We start from the raw sequence: 24,235 nt of genomic DNA, 5'->3' as shown, positions 1-24,235 counted from the left end.
GTGGGCTGTGCGGTTGTGCGTGGAGTGTCAGTGCCCGGCCTCGTTGCCGGTGAGGACGCCGGTATCGGCGCCGGTGATGACTTCGGCGGCCGCCTGCCCGCAGACCCGGGCGGCGCCGTGGGTCGCGATGTGCGGGGCCCCCGCGGGCGGTGCCTGGGGCACCCCCATCTCGACGACGACCGTGTCCGGCCGGGCCACGAGCAGGGCGTCCAGCACCCCGGCCATCCAGCCGTGGCGGTGGACGTCACGTACCACAGCGACGATCCTACGGTCCGCCGCCGCGTCGAGCATCTGTGCGACCACGGCGGACGCGTCCCGGGCCGCGGTGTCCTCGGGGCCGTAGGCGGCGGTCGTGGTGCCGGGGAGCAGCCGGGTCAGTTCGGCGGCGACGCCCCAGGGGGTCTGGTCGCCGACGGCGATGCTGGCCACCGGCGTGAGCGCGGCGACGAAGACGGGACCGGTCGGCGGCCGGTACGCGGGGTCCGCCGGGGTGATCCGCAGGGCGCGGCGGGCGGCGGCGAGCCCCACCTGCGGGGCGGGCGCGACGCGCCGCGCCGCGTCCGGTCCTCCGGCGGTCCTCGCCCACTCCCCCAGGGCCCGGACCCGCGCCGCGGCCTCGGCCAGCCGCGCCTCGGGGAGCCGCCCTTCGGTGACGGCCGTGACCAGCGCGTCCCGCAGCCGCAGCACGGTGCCCTCATCCGCGAGGCCGCCGCCGACGCAGATCGCGTCGGCCCCGGCGGCGACCGCCAGGACGCTGCCCCGCTCGATGCCGTACGCGTCGGCGACGGCCCGCATCTCCATGCCGTCGGTGACGATCAGTCCGCCGAAGCCGAGCCCGCCGTCGGCGGCCGGGGCGCGCAGCAGCCCGTGCAGGGCTGCGGGGCTGAGGGTCGCGGGCAGGGCCGGGTCGAGCGCGGGCAGCAGGATGTGCGCGCTCATCACGGCCTTGGTGCCGGCGGCGACGGCCGCCCGGAAGGGCACCAGTTCGCGGTCGGCCAGGGTGGCGGGGGAGGCGTCGATACGCGGCAGGGCGTGGTGGGAGTCGACGGCGGTGTCGCCGTGCCCGGGGAAGTGCTTGGCGCAGGCGGCGACCCCGGCGCCCTGCAGCCCCTCGATCCAGGCGGCGGTGTGCCGGGCGACGAGCCGGGGCGAGGCGCCGAAGGAGCGGACGCCGATGACCGGGTTGTCCGGGTTGGAGTTGACGTCGGCGGAGGGTGCCCAGTTGAGGTTGACGCCGCAGGCGGCGAGCCGACGGCCGAGTTCGCGGGCGACGGCGTGGGTCAGCCCGGTGTCGTCGACCGCGCCGAGGGCCAGATTGCCGGGGAAGGAGGAGCCGCCGCGTACCTCCAACCGGGTGACATCGCCGCCCTCCTCGTCGATCGCCACCAGCACGTCGTCGCGTTCGGCGCGCAGCTGGGCGGTGAGCGCGGCGAGCTGTTCGGGCGAGGCGACGTTGCGGCCGAACAGCCCGACGGAGGAGAGTCCCTCGCCGAGCCGGCGCAGCAGCCAGTCGGGGGCGGAGGTGCCGGTGAAGCCGGGCTGGAGGACGGTGAGGGCGTCCCGGGTGAGGGTGGGCGAACCGTGCGCGAGGGTCGTCATGGACGTGGATCTTCCCTTCACCGCGCCGGAATCGAGCCCACCGACACCGGCATCGCCGCGGCCTCCGCCGCCGCCACGCGGTCACACTTCACGACGCCCTACTCCCCACATCGCCGAATGAGAGGTTTAATGGTTTAGACCACTTCACGCAGCGTGGCCTAGACCTATAGGGGTGTCAAGAGTGGACAACGCCGCTTCCGGCTCCGTTACCGGACCGACACCTTTCGAGATCCGGGCAGGGCAGCCACCCCGGGGCCAGGGCGTGCCACGATGTGAGCCGCTGACATCATCAGAGGCCGGTGACGGCAGCAGACCAGACGTCGGAAAGGGCGCGATGGAGACCGAGGGGGCAATGGCGGCGACGGCCACGACGGCCACCGCCGAGGGCGGCAACAGCTCCGGCGCGACGCGCACCGCGCGCGTACCGAAGTACTACCGCCTCAAGCGCCACTTGCTGGAGATGACCGAGACCCTGCCGCCCGGCACCTCGGTCCCCCCGGAGCGCACCCTGGCCGCCGAGTTCGACACCTCGCGCACCACCGTGCGGCAGGCGCTCCAGGAACTGGTCGTCGAGGGACGGCTGGAGCGGATCCAGGGCAAGGGCACCTTCGTCGCCAAGCCCAAGGTCTCCCAGGCCCTCCAACTCACCTCGTACACCGAGGACATGCGCGCCCAGGGCCTCGAACCCACCTCCCAGCTGCTGGACATCGGCTATGTCACCGCCGACGACCGGCTCTCCGCGCTGCTGGACATCGCGACCGGCGGCCGGGTGCTGCGCATCGAGCGGCTGCGGCTGGCCAGCGGCGAGCCGATGGCGATCGAGACCACCCATCTGTCGGCCAAGCGCTTCCCCGCGCTGCGCCGCAGCCTGGTCAAGTACACCTCGCTGTACACCGCCCTCGCCGAGGTGTACGACGTGCATCTGGCCGAGGCCGAGGAGACCATCGAGACCTCCCTGGCCACCCCGCGCGAGGCCGGGCTGCTGGGCACCGATGTGGGCCTGCCGATGCTGATGCTCTCGCGCCACTCGCTGGACGCGGCGGGCGAGCCGGTGGAGTGGGTGCGCTCGGTCTACCGCGGCGACCGCTACAAGTTCGTCGCCCGACTGCAGCGCCCCAACGGCTGACCGGATTCTTTCTCATACCGATATACGGACGGGTAGTGACGGCCACCGGTCCCCGGGCTTAGATTTCCCTGCACATTGCACAAATGATCACGCGCAGGTGATGAGCCGAGGGGACGGGAGCCCGCCGCCATGTCAGACACGTCAGCTTCATCGGGTCCGCCGGGCAGGAGCCCGGTCGTCACGCCCACCCGCGTGGTGGCCGCCCTGTGCCTGATCGCGCCCTTTGTGGCGATGCTGTGGGTCGGCTCGTACGCCAAGATCGAGCCCACCTTCATCGGCATCCCGTTCTTCTACTGGTACCAGATGCTGTGGGTGCCGATCTCGGCCGTGCTGACGACGACCGCGTACATCCTGGTCCGCCGTGAGAAGCGGGCGCGCGAGGGGGGCGGTTCCGCATGAACGACGGCGTGAACGGCGTCGCACTCGCCGTCTTCATCTTCTTCTTCCTCGCCGTCACGGTGATGGGCTTCCTCGCCGCCCGCTGGCGGGCCGCGGAGAACTCCGACAACCTCGACGAATGGGGGCTCGGCGGCCGCAGCTTCGGCACCTGGATCACCTGGTTCCTGCTCGGCGGCGACCTCTACACCGCGTACACCTTCGTCGCCGTCCCGGCCGCCATCTACGCGACGGGCGCGGCCGGGTTCTTCGCGGTGCCGTACACGATCCTCGTGTATCCGCTGATCTTCACCTTCCTGCCCCGGCTGTGGTCGGTGTCCCACACGCACGGATACGTCACCACCTCGGACTTCGTCCGCGGCCGCTTCGGCTCCAAGGGGCTCTCGCTGGCCGTCGCGATCACCGGCATCCTCGCCACCATGCCGTACATCGCCCTCCAGCTCGTCGGCATCCAGGCGGTGCTGGACGTCATGGGCGTGGGCGGCGGCGAGGACACCAACTGGTTCATCAAGGACCTGCCGCTGCTGATCGCCTTCGGTGTGCTCGCGGCGTACACCTACTCCTCCGGGCTGCGCGCCCCCGCGCTCATCGCCTTCGTCAAGGACACGCTGATCTACATCGTCATCGCGGTGGCGATCATCTACATCCCGATGAAGCTGGGCGGCTTCGACGACATCTTCGCCAAGGCGGGCCACGCGCTGTCGCAGGAGAATCCGGCCACCGGGCAGCCCAAGGGCGCGCTGGCCAGCGGCGACAAACAGCAGTGGGGCTACGCCACGCTCGCCCTCGGCTCGGCGCTGGCGCTGTTCATGTATCCGCACTCGATCACCGCCACGCTCTCCAGCCGCAGCCGCGAGGTGATCCGCCGCAACGCCACCATCCTGCCGCTGTACTCGCTGATGCTCGGCCTGCTGGCGCTGCTCGGCTTCATGGCGATCGCGGCGGGCGTGAAGGTGGAGAACGGGCAGCTGGCCATCCCCCAGCTCTTCGAGAACATGTTCCCCGACTGGTTCGCGGGCGTCGCCTTCGCCGCCATCGGCATCGGCGCCCTCGTCCCGGCGGCCATCATGTCCATCGCCGCGGCGAACCTGTTCACCCGCAACATCTACAAGGACTTCCTGCGGCCGGACGCCACCCCGGCGCAGGAGACCAAGGTCTCCAAGCTGGTCTCGCTGCTGGTGAAGGTCGGCGCGCTCGCCTTCGTCCTGACCATGGACAAGACGGTCGCCATCAACTTCCAGCTGCTGGGCGGCATCTGGATCCTCCAGACCTTCCCGGCCCTGGTGGGCGGCCTGTTCACCCGCTGGTTCCACCGGTGGGCACTGCTCGGCGGCTGGGCGGTCGGCATGGTCTACGGCACGGTCGCGGCGTACGGCGTGGCCAGCCCCACCCAGAAGCACTTCGGCGGCAGCTCGGACGAGATCCCGGGCATCGGGGAGATCGGCTACATCGGTTTCACCGCCTTCGTCCTCAACATCGCGGTCACCGTGGTGCTCACGTTCGTCCTGCGGGCGCTGAAGGCCCCCGACGGCGTGGACGAGACGTCCCCGGCCGACTACAAGGCGGACGCGGGCGACCCCGGCGTCAAGGCCGACCTGCCCCCGGCCACGGCGGGCGCCCCCGGCGGCCACTGAGTCCGGCAAGGCGCCGAACGGGCCGCCGCCTCCCTCGTGGGAGCCGGCGGCCCGTTCGTGTGCGCTCAGTGCAGCAGCTTCAGGCCCACCACACCGCTGACGATCAGGCCCAGGCAGACGATCCGACCCGCGCTCACCGGGTCGCCGAGCGCGATCATGCCGTAGGCCGCGGTGCCCACCGCTCCGATCGCGACCCACACCGCGTAGCCGGTGCCGATGGGGATGGAGCGCATCGCGTACGACAGCCCGGCCATGCTCAGCGCGGCGGCCGCGACGAACAGCAGGGTGGGGCGGAGGCGGCTGAAGCCGTGCGACGCCGAGAGTGCCGCCGCCCAGACCGTCTCCAGCAGACCGGACAGCATCAGAAGAATCCACGCCATGACAGGAACCTCACGTAGTAACGGGCATCGCTTACTACGTCGTCTTGTCCTGACCGGGTACGACGTGCTCGTCCGGGGTGCCGAGGGACTCCGCGTTCCAACGTAACACCGGACCGGGCGGAGGGGGCCGGAGCAAGCCCCTCCACCATCTCGTTCCGGCCAATCCTCGCAGAAGGGCGCATTCCGCCATCTTCCGCGCAACTCCCGTGCGCCCCCTGCCCCTCTGAGAGGGCGAAAGGGGTGCGCCGAAGACCAACGGTGGCCCGAGGGAAACACAAACGGGGGTTTCGGCCATGTCCGACACGCTTGTCCAGAACATTTCCGAGGAGACGGAGGAGCAGAGCGCCCCGGCCGCGGGGCTCGTGCCCTTCATGGACGCCCTGCGCATACCGCCGCGGCTGCGGCCGGGGAAGGCCGAAGCGCTTCAGGGGATCAACGTCGATCTGCGCGCCACCTGGGTGCGGTTGCACTCACAGCTGCCGCCGACCCGGGTGTGGGCCTACGAGGGACACTTCCCCGGGCCCACCATCGAGGTGCGCCGCAAGCAGCGGCTGCGCGTGGCGTGGACGAACCGGCTGTCCGGCGCGTACCCGGTGACCGCGTACGAGGTACCGGCCGCCACCCCGCCCGCGAGCAACGTGCCGGGGCACGACGAGGCCGGCGCCGAGCAGGTCAAGGGCGTGGCGGAGCTGACGCCGTGGACGGTGACGCATCTGCACGGCGCCCCGACCGGCGCGGGCAACGACGGGTGGGCGCAGAACGCGGTCTCGCCCGGCGACTCCCAGCTCTCCGAGTACCCGAACGACTGCCGCGCGACGGCGCTCTGGTACCACGACCACGCCATGCACATCACCCGGTGGAACGTGTTCACCGGCCTGGCGGGCATGTACCTCGTCCGGGACGAGGAGGAGGACGCGCTGCGGCTGCCGCGCGACGAGTACGAGGTGCCGCTGGTGCTGATGGACCGCAACCTCGACACGGACCCCGACGGACGGCTGACCGGGCGGCTGCTGCACAAGGTGCAGACCGTCGGCAAGGACCCCGAGGGGCGCAATGTCACCACGCCGTTCTCCGGGCCGTACACGCTGGTCAACGGGGTGATCTGGCCGTACCTGGACGTCGAGGCGCGCTGGTACCGGTTCCGGGTGGTCAACGCGTCCAACGCCCGCTTCTTCCGGCTGGCGCTGATCGACGAGGCGACCGGTGAGCAGGTGACCGGGGCAGTCAAGCAGATCGGCACCGACGGCGGGCTGCTGGACCGCCCGGTGGACCTCGACGCCCCGGTGTCCGTCGCCCCTGCCGAACGGCTCGACCTGCTGATCGACTTCTCCCGGCTGCGCGGGCGCAGCCTGCGTCTGGTCAACACTCCGGCCGGGAAGCGTCCGGGCGAGGCCGACGAGGCGAGCGGGGTGCCGTATCCGCAGGTGATGCGGTTCCGGGTGGGCCGCGAGCCGGTCCGCGACCGCTTCGTGCTGCCGAAGGTGCTCTCCTCCTTCCAGCGGCTCACCCACGCCAACGCCCCGGCGCACGGGCACCGGATCATCGCCCTCACCCCGCCCGGCACGGCCGGCGGCAAGGGCCACCCGGAGATATGGGAGCTGCGGGAGGTCGCGGCGGCCGAGGTGACGATCCCGGGTGACGGGGTGATCCAGGTCAGGAACGACAAGGGCGAGACGGTCACGTACCAGCGGATCTCCCGCACCTTCGACGACGCCATGGGCTTCAGCGTCGAGCTGGACTCCTGGGAGCAGTGGAGCTTCCTCAACCTGGGCGGTCCGACCCACCCGATGCACATCCACCTGATCAGCTTTCAGGCGATGAGCCGTCAGTCGTACGCGGCTACGGGCTTCGATCCGGCGCTGGGCGGTACCCGCGAGGGCGCGCCGGTCACGTACTCCGGGGAGCTGGAGGTGCTGCCGAGCGAGCGGGGCTGGAAGGACACCATCCAGGTCGCGGGCGGCCAGATGGTCAACGTCATCGGCCGTTTCACCGGGGCGACCGGCCGCTTCATGTACCACTGCCACATCCTGGAGCACGAGGACATGGCCATGATGCGGCCGTTCCTGGTCACCCCTGGGCCGGTGCTCGCCTTCGACCACCACCGCCCGGGCGGCGGCCACCACGGCGCCGCGTAGGACGCGTGGGCACCGGCAGCCGGGGCGCTTGGCCCGGCTGCCGGTGCCGTACGGCTCACACGTGTCACACGTACAGGAAGCCGCCCGGGACGGTCGCGGTGCCGAAGGCCGTCACCAGGAGGACGGTCGCGGTGCCAGCCGCTCCGGGCGGAGTGACGCCGGTGACCGTGGTGGCGGTGGCGACCACGCTGGTGGCGGGAACGCCGTTGAACAGCACGCCCAGCACGCCGCCGAGGTTGGTGCCGTTGATGGTGAACGGGGTACCGCCGGCCACCGGTCCGGTGTTGGGAACGATGTTGACGGGCACCGGCACGGGCGGAGCGACGAAGTAGGTGAACCCGCCCGGGATGGAGACGGAGCCACCGGGGCCGGTGACGACCACGGCGGCGGTGCCGGCCGAGCCGGGCGGGGTGACGCCGACCAGTTGGGTACCGGCGGGGTTCACGGCCACGATGGTCGCGGGGACGTTGGCGAAGGTGACGCTGGTGACGGTGCTCAGGTTGGTGCCGTTGATCAGGAACACCGTGCCGCCGGTGGTCGGGCCCACGGCAGGGGTGATGGAGGTGGCGGTGGGCGGGGGCGGCGCCACATACGTGTACGGCTGGCTGTTGCTGGTGCCGGCGGTGGTGGTGACGAGGACCTGGACGCTCCCGGCCGCGTGCGGCGGAGCGAGCACCACGATGGTGTCGTTGCCGTTCTGGCTGACGATGGCGGCGGGGATGCCGCCGAAGGTCACGCTGATGACGTTGCGCAGGTTCACCCCGGTCAGCTGGACGACATTCCCACCGCTGGTGGGGCCCGAGTTGGGCACCACGGACACCAGCAACGGCGGCCCCACCGGTGTCGGGGGCCAGTTCGGGGGCCAGGGCCAGTAGCCGGCGGTGGGTGCGGCTGCGGACACGAGATCGGTCGAGGTCATGACAGGTCCTCCCGGGGAAGGGTCAGATGAGGTGCACTGGGCGCACGCAGGCCGACAGCGGAGGAGAGGAAAGCTGGTGGGCCGCCGGGCAGAGCGCAGAAGCGGTGCACGGATGAGGCGGGAGAAGCGGAGCGAACGCCCGGCTCCTGAATGGCCGACGAGGTATGGGGCAGCCTCGAATGCCACGTTCCCAGTTATCCACGCCCACCCGTGTCGCTCAAGACCTCAGAACAGCCATCACTCGTTTGGCGCATACGAGCTCGCACAGTGGCACATTTATATGACGAACGCTCCGCTATTCGGGGGAATCCGCTGACGGAGTATCGCCTGTTGGGGCCCGTCGTGCTTGTAATAAATGACATCGCACCGATGGGGAACGATCCGATGAGCCTTGCCGCGTTCCTTCTCGCCCTCGGCACCACCTGCCGTATCACCCGCTTCATCACCAAGGACACCCTGGCGGCGGGATTCCGGACCTGGATCGCCGACCGCTTCGGTGACGATTCCCCGGTCACCTATCTCGTCAACTGCGGTTGGTGTACGAGCACGTGGGTGGCCGGAGCCACCGCCGTCTACGCCTTTTCACTGGACTCCACCGCGTGGTTCCAGATCCCGGCCACCGCCCTGACGCTTTCCTATCTCGCCGGTGTGGCATCGCGGTGGCTGGACTGACGCGACTGAAAGGAAGAACCACCATGGGCTGCAACTGTGGCGGCGGAGCACCGCGAAGAGTCGTCCTTTACCAATTGACGCTGCCGGACGGCACGGTCCGCCGCTACGTCACGTATCAGGAAGCCGAGGCGGCCAACAAGCGCGCCGGTTCCACCGGAGTGATCAGCACCGTCACCCAGTGACGGGCGGCGGCAGCCAGCCACGCTCCCGCAGAGCCGCGGTGAACGTGGCGTACGAGGCATCGAGGGCGGCGTGCTCGCGCGCGTCCGGTTCGACGTCCCGGCCGGGGCGGACCATCGCGGCGGCGCTCGCCGTGAGGTCCGGGTGGAGGGTCCCGGAGGCGGCCAACAGGGCGGCGCCGAAGGCCGTTTCGGCCTGGTCGGCGACGCGCACGGGGCGACCGGAGACGGTGGCGCGGATCCGGGTCCACAGCGGGCTGCGGCTGCCGCCGCCCGCGGCCCACAGCGGGCCCTCCACAGCGACACCCAACTCCGCGACCCGCTCCAGCGCGAGGCGTTCCAGAAAGGCCACGCCCTCCAGCGTGGCGCGGTGCCGGTCGGCGTCGTCGGCCGGAGTGCCGAGGACGAAGCCCCGGGCCGCGCCGCTGACGAACGGGAAGCGCTCGCCCTCGCGGCGCAGCGGATACGCGACCACGGAGGCCGGACCGCGGTCCGCGGCGGCGCGGTCCAGCGCGGGCAGCCCGTCGGACGGGAGGTGCGCGAGGGCCTCGCCACCGGTGCTGGAGGCACCGCCCGGCAGCCACCAGCCGTCGGGGTGGCGGTGGCTGTAGAGCGCGCCGGAGGGGTCGGTGACCAGGTCACGGGTGACGCCCTTGAGGACGTACGTGGTGCCGAGGATCCCCACGAACTGCCCGGGCCGCACGGCCCCGGTGGCGAGTTGTCCGGCGCAGCCGTCGGTCATGCCGAGACGGACCGCGCAGCCGGTCGGCAGCCCGGTCTCCGCGGCGGCTTCCGCGCACACCGTGCCGACCGGGGTGGCCGGTGCCCGGACGGACGGCAGCCACCGGGCGGGGACGCCGAGCGCGTCGAACACCTCGCCCGGCCACTCCCCGGCGCGCGCGTCGTAGCCGCTCTTGAGCGCGTGGGACCAGTCGGTGGCGACAGGCCCGCCGGTGAGCCGCCACCCGACGAGGTCGGGGGTGTGGAGCACATGCCGGGTGACCTCATGGGCGACATGCCGGTTCCCATGGGCCCGGTGCCCAAGGGCATCCGCAGGCCGCTCCGCTCCCGCCAGCCAGGCGATGCGGCCGAGCGCGGCGGTCGGGCCGACCGACAGGCCGAGGGCCCGCCAGCGCGCGGCACCCGCCTCCTGGGCGCGGGCGTTGAGCCCGGCGGCGCGGCGGTCGTCGTACATCAGGGCGGGGCCGCGGGGTTCGCCCCGCCCGTCCGCGAGGACGATCGTGCCGGAGGTGGCGGCGACGGCCACCGCCACGACCTCCCGGCCGCCCGCCGGGAGCGCCCCGGTGGCCTGGCGCAGGGCCGCCGCGACGGCGGGCCACCAGGCCGTGGCGTCCTGTTCGCCGCGGCCGCCCGCGCCCCGGCGCGGGGGCGGGAGTTCCGCGCCACCCCGCGCCCGTACGCGCCCGTGCGCGTCGGCGCACACCACCCGCACGGCCGCCGTGGCGATGTCGATTCCCGCGACGACCTCAGCCCGCTCGGACATCACAGATCACGCCCCTCACACGTGGAGTCAAGTTAACACTGGCGATGTTAAGAAGGGCCGGGCGCGATCCTGACATCCGTGCGCTCCCGCCACTCGGCGACCAGCCGGGCGTCCGCCGCGCCGTCCACCACCAGATGGTCGAAGTCGGCCAGCGGGCGCAGCCGGTGCAGCGCCGTGCGCCGGGTCTTGGACGCGTCCATCAGCAGCGCCGTACGGGCCGCGGCGGCGAGCATGGCGCGCTTGACCAGCACCACGTCCTGCTCCTGGTGGTACGTGGTCGCCGCGTCCATGGCCGAGGTGCTGACCAGCGCCAGGTCCACCGAGAGCGCCCCGATCGCCTCCGCGCACGGCACGCCGAGGAAGGAGTCATGGGTGTGCGAGTACTCCCCGCCGAGCCCGATGAGCCGGATCCGGGGCACCCCGGCGAAGACCTCGATCACCCGGCGGGCGTTGGTCACCACCGTCAGCGGGGCGGACTCCACCAGCAGCCGGGCGAGGGCGAGGACGGTCGTGGAGTCGTCCAGCATCACCGACATCCCGGGCTCGACCAGCTCCGCGGCGGTGGCCGCCACCGCCTCCTTCTCGGCCCGGTGGGCGCCCATCCGGTAGGCGAGGCTGGACTCGAAGACCGACGAGGGCAGGGCCGAGACCCCGCCCCGGAACTTGCGCAGCACGCCGAGCCGGGCCAGCTCGTCCAGGTCCCGGTGCACGGTCATCAGGCTGACGCCGGTGAGGTCGGCCAGCTCCGCCGCGGTGGCGGTGGAGTGCGCGAGGACGTAGGCGGTGATGGTCTGTCGGCGGGTGTCCTGGGAGCGGACCGCGGTCATGGGCGGGATCCTGTCGTGGCGCCGTCGGTGGGCACGTTCAGGGAGCGCAGCGCCGTGCGGTCGCCGTCGATCCCGATCTCGGTCACCGCCGCGTTGTCCAGCCGGGGGAAGACCGCGCGGTAGCGGCCGACGGGGATGCCGAGCAGGGTGCACAGGGCGGCCCGCAGCAGGCTGTTGTGCGCCACGACGAGCACCGTGCGGTCCGGATGCGCGGCGGCCAGCCCGCGCAGGGCGGCGACGGCCCGGGCCGCGGCCTCGCCGGGGCGCTCCGCGCCGGGGAAGGCACCGGCCTCGGGGTCGTCGCGGAACGCCCGGACGGCCGCCGGGTCCTCCGCCTCCAGCTCGGCGAGGGTGCGGCCCTCGCACCGGCCGAAGTCCATCTCCCGCAGATCCCCGACGACTTCGGGGACCAGGGACAGCGCGGTGGCGGCCGGTTCGGCGGTCTGCCGCGCCCGGCCGAGCGGGGAACAGGCCACCGCGTCGATCCCGCGGCCCCGCACCCAGTGGGCGAGGGCCCGCGCCTGCCGGTGGCCGCGCTCGGTCAGCGCGATGTCCGAGATTCCGGCGTACCGGTTCTCCGCGTGCCACACGGTCTCTCCGTGGCGAACGAGCAGCAGTCGGGCGGTCATCCGGGGCTCCCCTGCGTCAGCCATTGCCTCATCACGTATCGGATGTTAAATCTAGCATCGCTCATGTGATGGAGCACCGGACAGCACCGGGATTGCGGAGGGCGGCAGGGAATGCGCGTGATCATCGGAGTGGATGTCGGCACCTCCGTCACCAAGGCCGTGGCCTTCGGCCGCGACGGGGTCGCACTCGCCTCCGCGGCCCGCCCCAGCACGCTGGACCGCCTCCCCGGCGGCCGGGTCGAACAGGACCTGGAGGACGTGCTGCGCACGGTCGCCGAGGTGGTGCGCGAGGTGGCCGCGGCGCTCCCCGGCCCGCCCGTCGCGCTCGCGCTCACCGGCCAGGGCGACGGGCTGTGGCTGCGGGACGAGGCGGGCCGGGCGGTGCGTCCGCCGATCTCCTGGCTGGACGGCCGGGGCGGCGGGACCATCGCCCGCTGGCGCGCCGACGGCACGCTCGCCGCCCTCTACGCCCGCACCGGCTCCGGGCTGTTCCCGGGCTGCCATGCCCCGCTGCTGCGCTGGCTGGCCGAGCACGAGCCGGAGGCGCTGGAGCGGGCTGCGGTCGCGGGTTACTGCGTGGACGCGGTGGCCCAGCGGCTGACCGGTGTCCTCACCGTGGACGCCTCCGACGCCTCCCTGCCGTTCCTCGATGTCACCACCCGCACCTATGTGCCCGCCGCGCTGGAGCTGTGCGGACTGGCCGACCACGCCCGGCTGCTGCCGCGCCCCGCCGCGCCCGGCTCCGTACTCGCACTGGACGACGAGGGGGCCCGGCTGACCGGGCTGCCGCCCGGACTGCCCGTCGTCTCCGGTCCGTACGACCTTCCGGCGTGCGCCATCGGCAGCGGGGTGCGGGACGTGGGCGACGGGCTGCTCATCGTCGGCACCACGCTGGCCTGCCAGGTGCTCACCGACCGCGCGGCGGTGGACCCTTCGGCCGATCCGGCCGGAATGTGGCTGTGCACCCCCGACCCGGACCGCTGGCTGCGCGCGATGCCCGCGATGGTCGGCACCGCCGCGCTGGAGTGGGTGCTCGATCTCACAGGGACGACCACCGCCGACCTCGACACCCTGCTCGACCGGAGCCCGCCGCGCGCGAACGGCGTGACCGCGCTGCCCTTCCTGTCCGGCGCCGGGGAGCGCGCCCCCTTCGTGGAGCCCGCCGCCCAGGGGCGGTTGGACGGCCTCACCCTCGCCTCCACCCGCGCCGACACCGTACGGGCCGTGTGCGAGGCCATCGCCTACGCGGCCCGCCACTGCCTGGAGGCGGCCGGGCTCTCGGGGCGGCTCGCGCTGTGCGGCGGGGGCGTGCGCTCGGCCGCGTGGACGGAGATTTTCGCGAACGTCCTGGGCCGCCCGGTGGCCGTACCGGACGAGCCGGAGGTCGGCGCGCGGGGCGCCGCCGCGGTCGCCTGGCGGTCGCTCGGCGACCCCGTGGACGCGTCCCGCTGGCGCGCCGCGTCCCGTACCGTCGAGCCGCGGGACGATCTTCGCGGCGCCTACGAGGACGGCTACGCCGACTACCGCGACCGCCTCGCCCGTGCCCTGGGCGAATGGCGGGCGAGCGGTCCGGGAAGCTAGTTTTTCCTGGGATTCCGGCGCGGCCAAGACCCGGCGCAACTCGTACATATATACGAATCCCCCCAGCTGACGACACAACATCTGGGGGCGCGTGCGCAGCACGACACAAGATGTATGCTCGTCCTCGCTGTCGCCGCAGGGGAATCCGGTGCGAATCCGGAACTGTCCCGCAACGGTGTACGTGTGCGCTTTCGCGTACCCGTGAGTCCGATGACCTGCCGACGGCCGTCTGCATACGTCCGGGCCTCGCGGGGTGGGTCGATGGACGCTGCGCGGTGTGCCGTGAAACGAAATCGGCATGCCCGTGAGCGGCCATCGCGCACCGCCCTCGAAGGCCCCCAGCCGAGCGAGGGAGAACACTTCAGTGACCATCGCGCCCGCCGACCCGGTTTCAGAGGCAGCCGATACTCCGGCAGTGGCCGACGCGCCCGGGACCGCCCTGCTGCGGACCCTGACCGCGCTCACCGCCGACCTGCCCGCCACCGACCCCGGCAAGGTCGCGGCCGCCGCCCTGCGCGGCCGCCATCCCGGCTCGGACGAGGCGGAGTTGCGCTCCCTGGCGACCGAGGCGGCGGCCGGACTCATCGGCGAGGAGCCGGAGTACTCCAAGCTCGCCGCGCGGCTGCTGACCCGCGCGATCGCCGACGAGGCGGCCGGGCAGGGCGCGGACTCGTTCTCCGCCTCCGTCGCCGTGGGCCACCGCGAGGGCCTGATCGCCGACTCCACGGCCGAGTTCGCGACCACCCACGCCGCCCGGCTGGACGCGCTGGTCGACCAGGCGCTGGCCGACGGGGCGGACGACCGCTTCGGCTACTTCGGGCTGCGCACCCTGCACAGCCGCTACCTGCTGCGCCACCCGATTACCCGTCAGGTGATCGAGACCCCGCAGCACTTCCTGCTGCGCGTGGCCTGCGGGCTCGCCGAGGACCTGTCGACACGGGCGCTGGCGGACGTCGCCGAGCTGTACCGGATGACCAGCACGCTGTCGTACCTGCCCAGCTCCCCCACGCTGTTCAACTCCGGCACCCGGCACCCGCAGATGTCCTCCTGCTATCTGCTGGACTCGCCGCTGGACGAGCTGGACTCGATCTACAACCGCTACCACCAGGTGGCGCGGCTGTCGAAGCACGCGGGCGGCATCGGTCTGTCGTACTCCCGCATCCGCGCCCGCGGTTCGCTGATCCGCGGCACCAACGGGCACTCCAACGGCATCGTGCCGTTCCTGCGCACGCTCGACGCCTCGGTGGCCGCCGTCAACCAGGGCGGCCGGCGCAAGGGCGCGGCCTGCGTCTACCTGGAGACCTGGCACGCGGACGTCGAGGAGTTCCTGGAGCTGCGGGACAACACGGGCGAAGAGGCCCGCCGCACCCACAACCTCAACATCGCGCACTGGATCCCGGACGAGTTCATGCGCCGGGTCGAGGCGGACGCCGACTGGTCGCTGTTCTCGCCCGCGGACGCGCCCGAGCTGGTCGACCTGTGGGGCGAGGAGTTCGAGGCCGCGTACCGGAAGGCCGAGGCCGAGGGGCGGGCGCTCAAGCAGGTCCCGGCGCGCCAGCTGTACGCCCGGATGATGCGCACCCTCGCGCAGACCGGCAACGGCTGGATGACGTTCAAGGACGCCGCCAACCGCACCGCCAACCAGACCGCCGAGCCGGGCCGGGTCGTCCACTCCTCCAACCTGTGCACCGAGATCCTGGAGGTCACCGACGACGGCGAGACGGCCGTCTGCAACCTCGGCTCGGTCAACCTCGCGGCCCACCTCGGTGAGGGCGGCGAGATGGACTGGGAGCGGCTGGACCGCACCGTCCGCACCGCCGTGACCTTCCTCGACCGCGTGGTGGACATCAACTTCTACCCCACCGAGGAGGCGGGCGCCTCCAACTCCCGCTGGCGTCCGGTGGGGCTGGGCCTGATGGGCCTCCAGGACGTCTTCTTCCGGCTGCGGCTGCCGTTCGACTCGCCCGAGGCGACGGCGCTCTCCACCCGGATCTCCGAGCGCATCATGCTCGCCGCGTACGAGGCGTCCTGCGACCTCGCCGAGCGCCACGGCCCGCACCCGGCCTGGGCCGAGACCCGCACCGCGCGCGGCGTGCTCCACCCGGACCACTACACCGGCGCGCGGGCCACCTGGCCCGAGCGCTGGGAGGCGCTGCGGCAGCGGATGGCGACGACCGGCATGCGGAACTCGCTGCTCCTGGCGATCGCGCCGACCGCCACCATCGCCTCCATCGCGGGCGTGTACGAGTGCATCGAGCCGCAGGTCTCCAACCTCTTCAAGCGCGAAACGCTCAGCGGTGAGTTCCTCCAGGTCAACTCCTACCTGGTGAACGACCTCAAGAAGCTCGGCGTATGGGACACCCAGACCCGGGACGCGCTGCGCGAGGCCAACGGCTCGGTCCAGGACCTCTCCTGGGTCCCGCAGGACGTACGCGACCTGTACCGGACCGCGTGGGAGGTCCCGCAGCGCGCCCTGATCGACATGGCGGCGGCCCGTACCCCGTACCTCGACCAGAGCCAGTCGCTGAACCTCTTCATGGCGGCGCCGACCATCGGCAAGCTCAGCTCGATGTACGCGTACGCCTGGAAGCGCGGCATCAAGACCACGTACTACCTGCGCTCCCGCCCGGCGACCCGGATCGCCCAGAGCGCCCGTGGCGGCGCCGCCACGGCCACCGTCCCCGCTCAGGCGGCGCCCGCCGACGACGACGCGGTCGCCTGCTCCCTGGAAAACCCCGAGTCCTGCGAGGCCTGCCAGTAATGCCCACCGCATCCGAGATGACCACCGTGAACACCGCGCCGGGCCATACCAAGAACCTGCTGGACCCGGGCTTCGAGCTGACCCTGCGGCCGATGCGGTACCCGCAGTTCTACGACCGCTACCGGGACGCGATCAAGAACACCTGGACCGTGGAAGAGGTCGACCTCCACTCGGACGTCGCCGACCTCGCCAAGCTCTCCCCGGGCGAGCAGCACATGATCAGCCGGCTGGTGGCGTTCTTCGCGACCGGCGACTCGATCGTCTCCAACAACCTGGTGCTGACGCTCTACAAGCACATCAACTCCCCCGAGGCGCGGCTGTACCTGTCGCGGCAGCTCTTCGAGGAGGCCGTGCACGTCCAGTTCTATCTGACCCTGCTGGACACCTACCTCCCCGACCCGGACGACCGGGCGGCGTCCTTCGCGGCCGTCGAGAACATCCCCTCCATCCGGGAGAAGGCGGACTTCTGCTTCCGCTGGATGGACTCGGTGGAGAAGATCGACCGGCTGGAGAGCAAGTCCGACCGGCGCCGCTTCCTGCTCAACCTGATCTGCTTCGCGGCGTGCATCGAGGGGCTCTTCTTCTACGGCGCCTTCGCCTACGTCTACTGGTTCCGCTCGCGCGGTCTGCTGCACGGCCTGGCGACCGGCACCAACTGGGTGTTCCGCGACGAGTCCATGCACATGGAGTTCGCCTTCTCGGTCGTGGACACCGTCCGCGAGGAGGAGCCCGACCTCTTCGACGACGAGCTGGAGCAGCAGGTCACCGACATGCTGAAGGAGGCCGTCGAGGCGGAGCTGCAGTTCGCCCACGACCTGTGCGGCGACGGGCTGCCGGGCATGAACACCGAGTCGATGCGCTCGTACCTGGAGTGCGTGGCCGACCAGCGCCTGAAGCGGCTGGGCTTCCCCGCGGTCTTCGGCTCGGAGAACCCGTTCTCCTTCATGGAGCTGCAGGACGTCCAGGAGCTGACCAACTTCTTCGAGCGCCGCGCCTCGGCCTACCAGGTGGCGGTCGAGGGCTCGGTCTCCTTCGACGACGACTTCTGAGCCGCTGAGCCTCGGTGCCTCGGTGCCGTAGAAGCGCGAAAGGGCCGGACCCCGCCAGGGGTCCGGCCCTTTGCCGTGCACGGGGTGCTCAGTCGTTCGGCACCGTCTCGTAGCGCGCGGTGCCCTCCGCCATCTGCCGGAGCACATCCTTGCGGTCGCGCTTGGAGAGGCGGTCGATGTAGAGGTAGCCGTACAGGTGGTCGGTCTCGTGCTGGAGGCAGCGCGCGAAGTAGCCGGTGCCGCGCACCGTGATCGGCTTGCCCTCGGCGTCCCGGCCGCGCACCACCGCGTAGTCCGGGCGGGCCAGCTCGCAGTAGGCGGTGGGGACCGACAGGCAGCCCTCGTTGGAGTCGTCCAGCACGCGCCGGTCGGCGGGCAGTTCCTCCAGCACCGGGTTGCAGACCACGCCGACGTGGCGTACGCCCTCGTCGTCCATGCAGTCGTAGACGAAGACCTTCAGGCCGACGCCGATCTGGTTGGCGGCCAGGCCCACGCCCTCCGCCGCCCGCTGGCTGGCGAACATGTCGTCGATCAGCGCCGCGAGCTTCTCGTCGAACTCGGTGACGTCCTGGCACTCCTTGTGGAGCACCGGGTTGCCGACGACGGTGATCGGGCGGGCGGTGCCGCGCTCGCGGTACGCCCGCTCGCGCTCCTCGCAGTCCTCCGTGTCCACGACGAACTCGTCGTCCACCTGCTGCTTCGTGGTCCCTTGCTGCGACATCGTCCGCCGTACGCCTTCCTTCAAACCCTGATGCGTCGCCCTACAGGGTACGGCCCGCCCGGACGGCAGCGGGATCAGTGGCCCTTTCCGGGCATTCAGCAGACCTCTTCCAGGTCCCGCCACTCCCGGGTGTCCGGGCTGTCGGCGACCCAGCCGTCCAGCAGCCCCCGCACCAGCCCGCTGGGGGCGGCGATCCCGCATTCGCGCTCGGCGACCCACAGCGAGCCCGAGCCCGCCGTACGGTGCCCCAGCGGACCGGGGTGACCCGGCTCACTGTGGTCGTGCGGGTCCAGGTGCTCGCCCTCGCCCTCGTCGCTGGGCATCCGGCTCTCCGAACAGGAGCGGCACAGCAGCCGCACCGACGACGACCAGTCCTCGGCGGCGAAGCCCGCGTCCGCCGCCAGCCGCTCCAGGGCGTCCCGGTCGGCCTCGGTGGCCGCCTCCAGCAGCACCACCCAGGTCGGCACCGGGGACGGCGCCCACAGCTCGATCTCGTCGAAGACGGGGTAGGCCGGGCCCGCGGCGGTCACGCGCTCACCGTGCGGTACGCCGTCGTGCAGCACCACCTCGCCCCAGCGCCGCCCGGAGGACGGCAGCGGGATGGACAGCACCTCGATCCGGGCCGGGTCCAGACGGCGGCCCCAGACCACCTCGGCCTCGCCCTCGGGCGACAGCCGCACCGCGGCGCTGCCCAGCTCCATGCCGAGCGGCTCACCGGACGCGGACGCCTCCCCGGGCACCTTCAGCCCGTACGCCTGCCAGGCGCGGCGGGCCAGCGGCCAGTCCTGGAGGGCGGTCGCGGCGATGCCCACGTTCCACCAGTCGGGAGCGCCCGCCTCGCGGTCCAGCAGGGCGACGGCGCGCAGCCCGGCGGCCCGGGCCTGCTCCCAGTCGTGCCGGAACTTGTGCAGCAGCGCGAGGTTGAACCAGGACTCCGACAGCCACGGCTCCAGGTCGGCGGCGCGGGTCAGCAGCGCGCCCGCGTCCTCGTACCGGCCGTCGCCGATGAGCGTGAACGCACGGTCCGTGGCCTGCCGCCATGAGGCGGACGGCCGGTGCCGTACCTTGCCGAAGATCTTCACGATTCCCGCCTGCCGGTATCGAAGTAGTCCCGTACCAGAGCCTTACGCGGACGGCGTTGCCCTCCCTGGAAGACAACCTGCCACACATCCGCGGACATCTCAGCCCAGCCCCTCACGCTTCGGCCGGGAGACGATGCCCACCACACCTCCTTGCCACCGGCCATCGGCCCGACACCCCTCTCTCGCATCCAACCATGCCTCTTGGGAGACCCGCTCATTACCCGCGAGTTCCGCATTCATCACCGGATTCTTCCCCGGTTTCCCCACCGGTTTCCTTATCGGATTCCTCACCGGGAGCGGTCGTACGCCGGGCGGGACAGCACCGTCGCCAGCGCCTCGACCACCGCCGGGTCGAAATCCCGCGCGGTGCCCAGCCGCAGCCGCTCCAGGGCGCACAGCGGCGCCGCTCCCCCCTTTTCCGCGGCGGCCGGGCCGCCCGCCGCCTCGGTGTACGCGTTCACCGCGCGCACGATACGCGCGGACAGGGGCTGTTCGCGGTACGGATCCGCCTGCCGTTCGACGATCACCGCCACCTCCGAGGGCACCCCCGTCTGCCGTACCACGGCACCGCCCAGCAGCGCGATCCGTCGTTGCTCGGCACGGGCCAGCGGCTCGGTCGCCCCGGCGGGTACCGGGTCCACCAGGGACAGCTGCCCGATGTCGTGCATCAGCGCCGCGTATTCCAGCACAGTCAGGGCAGGCTCGGAAAGCCCCAGCTCACGGCCGACCGCCCGGCTGAGCCCGGCGACCTTGCGGGCATGGCCGACGGGGGTGTACCCGGCGATCTCGGTCGAGCGGGCCAGGGAGGCGATGGTCTGCCGGTAGGTGGCCCGGATCGCGGCGTAGCGGCGGAACGAGTACTGGATCAGCAGCGGCGGCAGCGCCAGCACCGGCAGCGCCCACAGCCCGGCGACGGCCACCGTGAGCGCCATCACCACCCCGGTCGCGCAGATCGCCGACCCTATTCCGCTCAGCGCCCGCAGCTCGTCGCGGAGCAGCGGCCCGTACGGCCAGCCGGTGCGGGCGCGGGACAGGGCGGCCGCGAGCACCACGTCGCACAGCGCGGTCAGGGCCAGCACGGCCAGCAAGTAGCCGACGAGGGCGGGGCCGTGCCCCAGCCAGGAGGCCAACCGGCCGGTGTGGTGCAACGGTTGGAAGCAGGTGGCCGCGAACCCCACGGTCAGCACCCGGCGGGCGGTGTGGCCCGGGTCGGCCGGGCGCCCGAGCGCCATGCGCGGCACCAGGCCGGTCAGGGAGGCCGCCACGACGACGGTGACGACCTGGAGCACCCCATGGCTGGTGGGCTCCCCGCCCAGCTTCCCCAGCAGGGCGTATCCGAGGGCGCCCGCGGCGGCGAGGGGCGTGGGCTCGCCGCGCTGCTCGTGCGCCCCGCTCGCGCGCGGGAGCGCGGCCGGGGCGTCGCCGCACCGGATGGCTTCCCCGAGGGCGATGAGCAGCCCGAAGGCGAGCGCCGCCCCCGGCTCGCGTATCCCGTGCCACTCCGTCCAGACGAGCGCCACCAGGGCGAGCACCCCGGCGGCGCCGTACACCGCGCCGAGGGTGCCCCGGCTCCCGCGCCGTGGTGCCGCCGTGCCCATTTCCCGCGCCGCACGGGCCCGCCGGACCGCGCGCGCATGGTTATCCGCCAGCCGCCCGAGGCCGCCGGACATGCCCTCGGGGCGACGGGGCCCGGCCACCCGCCCGCCCGCCCGCCGCGCGGCCCACGCCGCCGCGCTCCGGTCCCGGTCCAGGTCCCGGTCCAGGTCCTGCGCCGCGCCGTGGTCCTCGACCGGGTCTCCGGTCGCCCGCTCCGCGGCGGCGCCGGTGCCGCCCTCCGGACCCTCGCTGCCGGGCGCGCCGGGCGGAGGCGTGGAGGCGCCCGGCCCGCGCCACGCCCCGCTCCGGCCTCGGCCCCTGCGCGGGACCGCGCCCGACCGCGGGAACGGCCCGCCGGGCTCCCGCCCCGCTGCGGGGTCGGGGGCGCCGGGCGGGCAGGGGTCCGGCCCCTCGGGCCCGGGTTCCCCCGCCCGGGCGGTTCCGGGCGGGGAGGCGGGGCGCGGACGGGCGGGAGGCCGGACGTCCCGGTCCCGGCCGCCCGGGCCGGGACCGCGGGCGGGGGTCATGAGCCACCGCCGGGGTCATCCGGGACCGGCGGCGGGGCGGGAGCGCGGTCGGCGGGGCCCGTCGCCGCGGCGCGTACGAGCGGGGGCGCCGGGACGTTTCCGCGCTCGTCGGCGGCGCCCGCGGCGCCCGCCGCCGCGTCCGCGCGGGCCTCGGTACGGGCGTCCGCGGTGACCGCGGCGTGCCAGCCGTGCCGGTCCAGCGCGCGGGCCAGGGCCCGCACCATGCGCGGGTCGAACTGCGTGCCCGCGCACCGCTTCAGCTCTGCGACCGCCGTCTCCACCGGGCGGGCCCTGCTGTACGTACGCGTCGAGGTCATCGCGTCGAAGGCGTCCGCGACCGCGACCACCCGCGCGAACTCCGGGATCTGCGCCCCGGTCAGCCCGTACGGATAGCCGCTGCCGTCCAGCCGCTCGTGGTGGTGCAGGATGGCCGTCCTCGCCTCGCCCAGGAAGCGGATGCCGCGCACCATCTCGTGGCCGTATTCGGGGTGCAGCTCGATGACGCGGCGCTCCTCGGGGGTCAGCGGGCCGTTCTTGCGCAGCAGCCGGGTGGGGACGCCGAGCTTGCCCACGTCGTGCAGGATGCCCGCGATGCGCAGGGCCTCCAGCCGGTCGCCGCTCATGCCCAGCTCGCGGGCGATCAGCACGGAGGCGCGGCCGACCCGCTCGCTGTGGCCCCGGGTGTAGCGGTCCTTGATGTCGACCGCCTGGACGAGGGCGCGGATGGTGGCCTGGTGGGCGGCGCGCTCGCGGTGGCAGAGCGCGAAGACGCAGGCGCAGACGTACATCGGCAGCAGCACCAGCAGGGCCGCCGCCGGTCCGTACGGGCTGCGCCACAGCACCGCCATGGCGAGCCCGGCGGGCCCGTGGAGCAGCTGGGGCGCCAGCGCGCTCAGGTGCCGTCCGCGCCAGGCGGCACGCGCCGAACGGCGCTCGGCGAGGACCAGCACCCCGCCTTCCAGCGCGGCGGTGACCAGCCCCAGCACGAGCGCGGCGGTCGGCGCGGCGGCCAGGGCCCGCGGAAAACCGGGCACACCGGGGTTCTCGGCGGCGCGCAGCGCGTACGGGCCACCGAGGGCCCGGAAGGCGTACGCGGCGGCCCAGACGGCCAGTGAGAGCTGCGCGGCACGCCAGGCGCGCCGTACCGGCGCGGGCTGCCGCTCGACCCGGCCCAGCAGCGCCCCCGGCACCGCGACGAGCGCCGCGGCGGCGGGCGGCAGCAGAAAGGCCCCGGCCAGAAGGACGGGGCTGCACCATTCGGGGGACGGGGCCCGCACCGTGCGGGACCCCACCGCGTACACCGCGGCGAGCAGGATCACCGTGGCCCACGGGACGGCCGCCTGGGGCCGCAGCACCGGGGCGGCGCACAGCACCGCGGTGAGCACGGCGCTCACCACATAGGCGCGCGCCCCGAGAGGAAGTGCCCGCATCGGCCGCCCTCCTCCCCATCCGCGTCCGGTCGTCGCCCCCGTCGGGGGCGGGTCAGACTGGGGAGAATAGGGCCGCATGCGGCGGGCGGGACCGGCTGGACCGTCCGATTGCACCCCTTCGGGTGATGATCGGACCTTCGGTCCCGCCTGATCAGATCTTCGGTCATACCTGACCGGATCTTCGATTCACGCCTGACCGGATCTTCGGTTCACACCGCCCGCGGCCCGCGGGCGAGGGTCATTCCTGGGCGGTGGTGGGCGTATGCGCCTCGGTGGTGTCCGTCGTCTCCGCGGTGAGGTCGCGCTCGGGCACCGCCTGCCCGGAACGGATCAGCTCGATGCGGCCCATGACCTTCGAACGGAGGTCGGTGGGCACGTCGTCATGCCCGCAGCACCGCTTGACGAGCTTCTTCACGGCCTGCTCCAGACCGTACTTCTCCAGGCAGGGGGAGCACTCGTCGAAGTGGACCTCGAACTTGGCGCAGTCCCCGTCGGGCATCTCGCGGTCGAGGAACTCGTAGAGATGGTCGAGGACCTCGGAGCAATCCGTCTCGTGCGGGTCTCCGCAGCTCATGAGTCCGCGCCTTTCCGATCGTGCGACTCGTCCGCCGCCGCACCGGACGCGCCCGCCGGGACGAGCCCGCGCCCACGGGCGTAGTCCTCCAGCATGTCGCGCAGCTGACGGCGCCCACGGTGCAGGCGGGACATCACCGTACCGATGGGTGTCCCCATGATGTCGGCGATCTCCTTGTACGCAAACCCCTCGACATCCGCGAGGTAGACCGCGATCCGGAATTCCTCGGGAATGGCCTGAAGGGCTTCCTTGACATCCGAATCCGGCAGGTGGTCAAGGGCCTGGGACTCGGCGGACCGCAGACCGGTCGACATATGCGACTCGGCGCGCGCGAGCTGCCAGTCCTCGATCTCCTCGGCCGCACTGCGCTGGGGTTCGCGCTGCTTCTTGCGGTACGAGTTGATGAACGTATTGGTCAGGATGCGGTACAGCCACGCCTTGAGGTTGGTGCCCTCGCGGAATTGGTGGAAGGACCCGTACGCCTTCGCGTACGTCTCCTGCACGAGGTCCTCTGCGTCGGCCGGATTACGGGTCATGCGCAGCGCGGCAGAGTACATCTGGTCGAGGAACGTCAGGGCGTCCCGCTCGAAGCGCGCGTTGCGCTCCGCGGACGTCTCCTTCCGCTGCTCGGCCGGCTCTCCCTCGATGACGCCGTCGGTCTCTGCGTCGGTCCCAGTGACCTGACCCACCTCCTCCGTTTCTGCGGCGGGGCCGGATGCGGACCCGCTCGAATCGGAGAATAGACGACGATCCGGTCCGCCCGCCGCCTCGATCTTCGCGGTCTGCTCCGCCTCCAGCTGACGCCAGTCCAGGTCAGCGCTGTGCGGGCGGGCCGGGCAAGCAAGCGAACCCATGCGGGGAACTCCCTCTCCTCGTGCTGGTGCCTCTTACGCGGTCGGTACCTACGACGCGTA

21 protein-coding genes and 2 riboswitches are annotated in these 24,235 nt (G+C 72.5%); of the genes, 9 read left to right on the top strand and 12 right to left on the bottom strand.

Annotated elements, in window-relative coordinates; all coding sequences use genetic code 11:
- Positions 1–27: 27 nt before the first annotated feature.
- Positions 28–1,599: a glycoside hydrolase family 3 protein gene (locus tag ACZ59A_RS11700; protein WP_470956735.1), complete on the bottom strand. Its 1,572-nt coding sequence runs from the start codon at positions 1,597–1,599 to the stop codon at positions 28–30.
- 352 nt (positions 1,600–1,951) lie between these two features.
- Between ACZ59A_RS11700 and ACZ59A_RS11695 the strand changes: the two genes are divergently transcribed.
- The 3 genes from ACZ59A_RS11695 to mctP all read left to right on the top strand — a co-directional run bounded on the left by ACZ59A_RS11695 (position 1,952) and on the right by mctP (position 4,755).
- Positions 1,952–2,725: a GntR family transcriptional regulator gene (locus tag ACZ59A_RS11695; RefSeq protein ID WP_470956733.1), complete on the top strand. Its 774-nt coding sequence runs from the start codon at positions 1,952–1,954 to the stop codon at positions 2,723–2,725.
- 129 nt (positions 2,726–2,854) lie between these two features.
- Positions 2,855–3,124: a DUF3311 domain-containing protein gene (locus tag ACZ59A_RS11690; protein ID WP_470956731.1), complete on the top strand. Its 270-nt coding sequence runs from the start codon at positions 2,855–2,857 to the stop codon at positions 3,122–3,124.
- On the top strand, positions 3,121–4,755 hold the full coding sequence (gene mctP, locus ACZ59A_RS11685) for a monocarboxylate uptake permease MctP (protein ID WP_470956729.1): 1,635 nt from the start codon (positions 3,121–3,123) through the stop codon (positions 4,753–4,755). The genes ACZ59A_RS11690 and mctP overlap by 4 nt, the downstream gene beginning before the upstream one ends.
- A gap of 65 nt (positions 4,756–4,820) precedes the next feature.
- Here the strand turns inward: mctP and ACZ59A_RS11680 are convergent, their stop codons facing one another.
- Positions 4,821–5,135 (bottom strand): DMT family transporter, encoded by a 315-nt coding sequence (locus ACZ59A_RS11680; RefSeq protein WP_468054216.1) that lies wholly within the window; start codon positions 5,133–5,135, stop codon positions 4,821–4,823.
- Positions 5,136–5,168: 33 nt separating this feature from the next.
- A riboswitch (guanidine-III (ykkC-III) riboswitch) is annotated at positions 5,169–5,234 on the bottom strand.
- A 194-nt stretch (positions 5,235–5,428) separates the two neighbouring features.
- On the opposite strand from ACZ59A_RS11680, the gene phsA reads away from it, so the two are divergent.
- Complete coding sequence (gene phsA, locus ACZ59A_RS11675) at positions 5,429–7,270, top strand: O-aminophenol oxidase PhsA (RefSeq protein ID WP_470956726.1); 1,842 nt, start codon at positions 5,429–5,431, stop codon at positions 7,268–7,270.
- A 64-nt stretch (positions 7,271–7,334) separates the two neighbouring features.
- On the opposite strand, the gene ACZ59A_RS11670 is transcribed toward phsA, so the two are convergent.
- On the bottom strand, positions 7,335–8,189 hold the full coding sequence (locus ACZ59A_RS11670; RefSeq protein ID WP_470956723.1) for an IPT/TIG domain-containing protein: 855 nt from the start codon (positions 8,187–8,189) through the stop codon (positions 7,335–7,337).
- A gap of 384 nt (positions 8,190–8,573) precedes the next feature.
- Here ACZ59A_RS11670 and ACZ59A_RS11665 point away from each other — a divergent pair, with 384 nt between their 5' ends.
- Together ACZ59A_RS11665 and ACZ59A_RS11660 are read left to right on the top strand one after the other, a co-directional pair.
- Positions 8,574–8,861: a hypothetical protein gene (locus ACZ59A_RS11665; protein ID WP_470956721.1), complete on the top strand. Its 288-nt coding sequence runs from the start codon at positions 8,574–8,576 to the stop codon at positions 8,859–8,861.
- Between the two features lie 23 nt (positions 8,862–8,884).
- Entirely contained in the window at positions 8,885–9,043 is a 159-nt protein-coding gene (locus ACZ59A_RS11660) for a DUF7196 family protein (protein ID WP_470956719.1), read from the top strand.
- Here the strand turns inward: ACZ59A_RS11660 and ACZ59A_RS11655 are convergent.
- From ACZ59A_RS11655 to ACZ59A_RS11645, 3 genes are read right to left on the bottom strand one after another with little or no spacing between them, the layout of a single operon-like run.
- On the bottom strand, positions 9,033–10,544 hold the full coding sequence (locus tag ACZ59A_RS11655; RefSeq protein WP_470956716.1) for an FGGY-family carbohydrate kinase: 1,512 nt from the start codon (positions 10,542–10,544) through the stop codon (positions 9,033–9,035). The genes ACZ59A_RS11660 and ACZ59A_RS11655 overlap by 11 nt on opposite strands.
- A gap of 47 nt (positions 10,545–10,591) precedes the next feature.
- The gene (locus ACZ59A_RS11650; RefSeq protein WP_470956713.1) at positions 10,592–11,371 is read right to left on the bottom strand and encodes a DeoR/GlpR family DNA-binding transcription regulator; all 780 of its coding nucleotides are present in this window, start codon (positions 11,369–11,371) and stop codon (positions 10,592–10,594) included.
- Positions 11,368–12,000 (bottom strand): histidine phosphatase family protein, encoded by a 633-nt coding sequence (locus ACZ59A_RS11645; protein ID WP_470956711.1) that lies wholly within the window; start codon positions 11,998–12,000, stop codon positions 11,368–11,370. The genes ACZ59A_RS11650 and ACZ59A_RS11645 overlap by 4 nt, the downstream gene beginning before the upstream one ends.
- 111 nt (positions 12,001–12,111) lie before the next feature.
- On the opposite strand from ACZ59A_RS11645, the gene ACZ59A_RS11640 reads away from it, so the two are divergent.
- The 3 genes from ACZ59A_RS11640 (at position 12,112) to ACZ59A_RS11630 (ending at position 17,391) form a co-directional block, all read left to right on the top strand.
- The gene (locus ACZ59A_RS11640) at positions 12,112–13,581 is read left to right on the top strand and encodes an FGGY family carbohydrate kinase (protein WP_470956708.1); all 1,470 of its coding nucleotides are present in this window, start codon (positions 12,112–12,114) and stop codon (positions 13,579–13,581) included.
- 108 nt (positions 13,582–13,689) lie between these two features.
- Positions 13,690–13,818: riboswitch (cobalamin riboswitch) on the top strand.
- A 127-nt stretch (positions 13,819–13,945) separates the two neighbouring features.
- Positions 13,946–16,342: a ribonucleoside-diphosphate reductase subunit alpha gene (locus ACZ59A_RS11635; protein ID WP_468054199.1), complete on the top strand. Its 2,397-nt coding sequence runs from the start codon at positions 13,946–13,948 to the stop codon at positions 16,340–16,342.
- A gap of 17 nt (positions 16,343–16,359) precedes the next feature.
- Complete coding sequence (locus tag ACZ59A_RS11630) at positions 16,360–17,391, top strand: ribonucleotide-diphosphate reductase subunit beta (RefSeq protein ID WP_470956704.1); 1,032 nt, start codon at positions 16,360–16,362, stop codon at positions 17,389–17,391.
- A gap of 88 nt (positions 17,392–17,479) precedes the next feature.
- Here the strand turns inward: ACZ59A_RS11630 and def are convergent, their stop codons facing one another.
- The 6 genes from def to ACZ59A_RS11600 all read right to left on the bottom strand — a co-directional run bounded on the left by def (position 17,480) and on the right by ACZ59A_RS11600 (position 24,010).
- Complete coding sequence (gene def, locus ACZ59A_RS11625) at positions 17,480–18,112, bottom strand: peptide deformylase (protein WP_470956702.1); 633 nt, start codon at positions 18,110–18,112, stop codon at positions 17,480–17,482.
- A gap of 95 nt (positions 18,113–18,207) precedes the next feature.
- Positions 18,208–19,194 (bottom strand): tetratricopeptide repeat protein, encoded by a 987-nt coding sequence (locus ACZ59A_RS11620; RefSeq protein ID WP_055547955.1) that lies wholly within the window; start codon positions 19,192–19,194, stop codon positions 18,208–18,210.
- 287 nt (positions 19,195–19,481) lie between these two features.
- Positions 19,482–20,792 carry an HD-GYP domain-containing protein gene (locus ACZ59A_RS11615; RefSeq protein WP_470957901.1) on the bottom strand — a complete coding sequence of 437 codons (1,311 nt, stop codon included), beginning with the start codon at positions 20,790–20,792 and terminating at the stop codon, positions 19,482–19,484.
- Between the two features lie 521 nt (positions 20,793–21,313).
- On the bottom strand, positions 21,314–22,747 hold the full coding sequence (locus tag ACZ59A_RS11610) for an HD-GYP domain-containing protein (RefSeq protein ID WP_470956699.1): 1,434 nt from the start codon (positions 22,745–22,747) through the stop codon (positions 21,314–21,316).
- Positions 22,748–22,985: 238 nt separating this feature from the next.
- On the bottom strand, positions 22,986–23,321 hold the full coding sequence (gene rsrA, locus ACZ59A_RS11605) for a mycothiol system anti-sigma-R factor (RefSeq protein ID WP_470956697.1): 336 nt from the start codon (positions 23,319–23,321) through the stop codon (positions 22,986–22,988).
- Complete coding sequence (locus ACZ59A_RS11600) at positions 23,318–24,010, bottom strand: sigma-70 family RNA polymerase sigma factor (protein ID WP_468054340.1); 693 nt, start codon at positions 24,008–24,010, stop codon at positions 23,318–23,320. Before ACZ59A_RS11600 ends, rsrA begins: the two co-directional genes overlap by 4 nt.
- Between the last annotated feature and the right edge of the window lie 225 nt (positions 24,011–24,235).

The sequence above is a fragment of the Streptomyces sp. NPDC040405 genome (assembly GCF_055595765.1).
Note: the sequence above shows the minus strand (reverse complement) of the source record. Positions and strands in the feature narration are given on the sequence as shown.

Excerpts from the sequence above, each read along its gene's own strand:
- ACZ59A_RS11700 (WP_470956735.1), bottom strand. The coding sequence starts at position 1,599 with ATGACGACCCTCGCGCACGGTTCGCCCACCCTCACCCGGGACGCCCTC.
- ACZ59A_RS11695 (WP_470956733.1), top strand. The coding sequence starts at position 1,952 with ATGGCGGCGACGGCCACGACGGCCACCGCCGAGGGCGGCAACAGCTCC.
- ACZ59A_RS11690 (WP_470956731.1), top strand. The coding sequence starts at position 2,855 with ATGTCAGACACGTCAGCTTCATCGGGTCCGCCGGGCAGGAGCCCGGTC.
- mctP (WP_470956729.1), top strand. The coding sequence starts at position 3,121 with ATGAACGACGGCGTGAACGGCGTCGCACTCGCCGTCTTCATCTTCTTC.
- ACZ59A_RS11680 (WP_468054216.1), bottom strand. The coding sequence starts at position 5,135 with ATGGCGTGGATTCTTCTGATGCTGTCCGGTCTGCTGGAGACGGTCTGG.
- phsA (WP_470956726.1), top strand. The coding sequence starts at position 5,429 with ATGTCCGACACGCTTGTCCAGAACATTTCCGAGGAGACGGAGGAGCAG.
- ACZ59A_RS11670 (WP_470956723.1), bottom strand. The coding sequence starts at position 8,189 with ATGACCTCGACCGATCTCGTGTCCGCAGCCGCACCCACCGCCGGCTAC.
- ACZ59A_RS11665 (WP_470956721.1), top strand. The coding sequence starts at position 8,574 with ATGAGCCTTGCCGCGTTCCTTCTCGCCCTCGGCACCACCTGCCGTATC.
- ACZ59A_RS11660 (WP_470956719.1), top strand. The coding sequence starts at position 8,885 with ATGGGCTGCAACTGTGGCGGCGGAGCACCGCGAAGAGTCGTCCTTTAC.
- ACZ59A_RS11655 (WP_470956716.1), bottom strand. The coding sequence starts at position 10,544 with ATGTCCGAGCGGGCTGAGGTCGTCGCGGGAATCGACATCGCCACGGCG.
- ACZ59A_RS11650 (WP_470956713.1), bottom strand. The coding sequence starts at position 11,371 with ATGACCGCGGTCCGCTCCCAGGACACCCGCCGACAGACCATCACCGCC.
- ACZ59A_RS11645 (WP_470956711.1), bottom strand. The coding sequence starts at position 12,000 with ATGACCGCCCGACTGCTGCTCGTTCGCCACGGAGAGACCGTGTGGCAC.
- ACZ59A_RS11640 (WP_470956708.1), top strand. The coding sequence starts at position 12,112 with ATGCGCGTGATCATCGGAGTGGATGTCGGCACCTCCGTCACCAAGGCC.
- ACZ59A_RS11630 (WP_470956704.1), top strand. The coding sequence starts at position 16,360 with ATGACCACCGTGAACACCGCGCCGGGCCATACCAAGAACCTGCTGGAC.
- def (WP_470956702.1), bottom strand. The coding sequence starts at position 18,112 with ATGTCGCAGCAAGGGACCACGAAGCAGCAGGTGGACGACGAGTTCGTC.
- ACZ59A_RS11615 (WP_470957901.1), bottom strand. The coding sequence starts at position 20,792 with ATGGGCACGGCGGCACCACGGCGCGGGAGCCGGGGCACCCTCGGCGCG.
- ACZ59A_RS11610 (WP_470956699.1), bottom strand. The coding sequence starts at position 22,747 with ATGCGGGCACTTCCTCTCGGGGCGCGCGCCTATGTGGTGAGCGCCGTG.
- rsrA (WP_470956697.1), bottom strand. The coding sequence starts at position 23,321 with ATGAGCTGCGGAGACCCGCACGAGACGGATTGCTCCGAGGTCCTCGAC.